Source organism: Bacillus sp. CR71, from assembly GCF_003429245.1.
Lineage (GTDB): Bacteria > Bacillota > Bacilli > Bacillales > Bacillaceae_G > Bacillus_A > Bacillus_A thuringiensis_S.
Map to the genome: position 1 here is coordinate 5,902,981 of NZ_CP031748.1, position 2,602 is coordinate 5,905,582.

The following is a 2,602-nucleotide window of genomic DNA, read 5'->3' on the forward strand; positions in this document are numbered from 1 at the left end:
CGCCACTTGTCGAGTATACATATTGACGAAGAACATTTCCACTACCATCTGTCTCATATAATGGGTTAATGCTGTCTCCATCATAGAAATAACGTGTTACTTGACCATTTACACTCTTTTCAATACGACGATTATCCTCGTCATACTTATAAATTGCGAATGCATTGCTTTCACCTTGTTTTGTGAGTGATACGTGTTTGGCCAGATACTACATTTAAAAAGAAAATGCACCCCTAACTGTTGATTTCTCAACAATTAGAGATGCACTTCCATATCAAGTCTATCTTATATCAATCTTCTCTCTATTTTTCTACATGAATTCATACACTTTTTAAATTTAATTAATGCTTTATATTAAATTAAATTCACCTTCACTAGGATACACCTGTATATAATTTTCTTCATCGTTTACATAGGCAATTTTCACACCATCTAACAACTGCTGATTTTCTAATTCATCTAGAGTTGTTTGTAATGCTTTATCAACATCAATTACAAATGTAAACACGTTAATTGTCCCGCTACCAATATCTCCACCATCACAATGTCCATTTCCAGACCACCCTAGTGCTTCATCCATAATCTCTTGAACTTGCTGTCGTTTTTCCAACGCTGCTTCCAACTGATTGTCTTTATAATCATATTGTAAAACAAATTCTATCAATTCGTCCTCATCGAGTTCCTTATAACCATCCGCCAAATGTTCATCTGCTAACTCTTTCATTTCTTTTTCAACACGTTGAAATGGATACAGTTCTATTTCATACATTTCACCTGTATCACCAACACAGCCGCAATGTACAATTAAAGTTTTCTTATCTTCTTCCCATACTTCCCAGTACAACAGTTTATCCTTTTCTTGCTTAATCAGTTTAATCATATGGACACCTTCTTTTTATTTATACATTTACAGCCCATTGTCTACGAGGATTCTCCCCAATTAATGCAACACTATCATCAGAGAGCCATTTTAAATCTCCTAAATATGGCGCGAACATAAACTCATGTGGACTAACTCTGTGCAGTAGTTCCCTCTTTAACTCATTCTTATCACGGTAATCTTTTACAATCATATAAATAAGATATTCATTAATCTCATGCATGCAAAATACCTCCGCTATATATTTCCTACCAGGACTTACTTTCTTTTTCCATACATAATTATTTTCATAATTTTTTTCAATTACTTTATTATAAGCTTCTTGGAATGGTTGATATTCCCACTCAAAGATATCTCCGACACTTTTAGTAGCTCTCTGTATTATATTGAGAAGCATTTGATTCTTTTGGTGATTGGTCAAAGAAATATATTGTTCTAAGTTGAAAATAATTTGAACTTCCATAAAGCCATCAACATTTATCAAACTAGCCTCAGATAATTCATCCACTAAATGAATTATTATTTCTTTAGTTTCAGATGTATGATATTTCCCTAAACAACTAATATATAAATCTGATATACATCTAGATTCATCGCGAATTTGTACAGCCTTATCTTGAAATTTATCTTTATAATAAAACTGTGTAGCATGTTCTTCATTTAATTTTTTTTCTTTCATAACCTTTCGAATTTCCGAAATGTATTTATTCGGATTAAATTCTAATACAAATTTAATATCTCTTAAAATCATATCATCCCTCCAGAGTACCCAGTTTAAAATCTTTTAGGTTTTGGATTTGTATGTTTATACAAGTTATTCCCCTGATTAAACCTTTTATTAACCCAATTTTTCTCCCAATTCAAGGCCATTCGTCTATTTTTCACATTTTTAACAACTATTCTCGCAGCATACTTATCGGATTTAGCTTGCTTATTCCAATCTCGAACTTGTTGATTTGCCCGAGGCGATGTGCCATTCTTATGTAATTTTTGGCCACTAATCCCCACTTTTACTACATTACCTGTTGATTTATTGTATATTTCATATCCATGCTGTCTTTTTGTACTATTTTTACTATTCCCATGAACTTTTTTCGCTTTTTTTGTCGCACCTGCTACTTTTTGAACATTTTTAATATTCTTATACGCCTTATAGGCTTTGTACCCTCTATAAAGGAGTACTCCTCCTACGACGACTGGATGATTCCCATCTGCATCAATTTTCATGACAGGGTTATTATGAGCATATGTGTAAGCATTTTGCGTAACCGGATCATCTTCATCACCTGGATCAGGATCTACCGATAAGAACACACCATGATCTGGGTTATAATAACGTGCAATCAGATAATACATACCAATTTCTTTATCATACATGTATCCAGCATATCCAAATGGATTATCTGCTGCGATGCCCTTCGTATCACTCTTTAATACGTTATCCCATGAATCATATTCATACGTTGCTACTACTTCTCTATTTTGATCTGTCATCGCAACTACATCACCACGAGGGTTGTAGTGATAGTATAGCGTTTGTCCTTTTGCTTTCATCGCTAGGCGCGTGCCACTTGTTGAGTATACATATTGACGAAGAACATTTCCACTACCATCCGTCTCGTACAACGGATTAATACTATCTCCATCATAGAAATAACGTGTTACTTGACCATTTACACTCTTTTCAATACGACGATTATCCTCGTCATACTTATAAGTTGC

3 protein-coding genes and 1 pseudogene are annotated in these 2,602 nt (G+C 33.8%); all 4 read right to left on the minus strand.

The annotated features are described in order from the left end of the window. Positions 1-193: pseudogene (locus DOS87_RS30675) on the minus strand (hypothetical protein); the annotation flags it as partial. A gap of 156 nt (positions 194-349) precedes the next feature. Further along, a complete protein-coding gene (locus DOS87_RS29810) occupies positions 350-880 on the minus strand; it encodes a hypothetical protein (protein ID WP_000593411.1) in 531 nt (176 codons plus the stop codon). Between the two features lie 19 nt (positions 881-899). Next, complete coding sequence (locus tag DOS87_RS29815) at positions 900-1,631, minus strand: hypothetical protein (protein ID WP_098578582.1); 732 nt, start codon at positions 1,629-1,631, stop codon at positions 900-902. A 23-nt stretch (positions 1,632-1,654) separates the two neighbouring features. Next, positions 1,655-2,602 (minus strand): RHS repeat-associated core domain-containing protein (locus DOS87_RS29820; protein ID WP_098853974.1); only part of this gene is annotated, 948 nt, incomplete at its 5' end.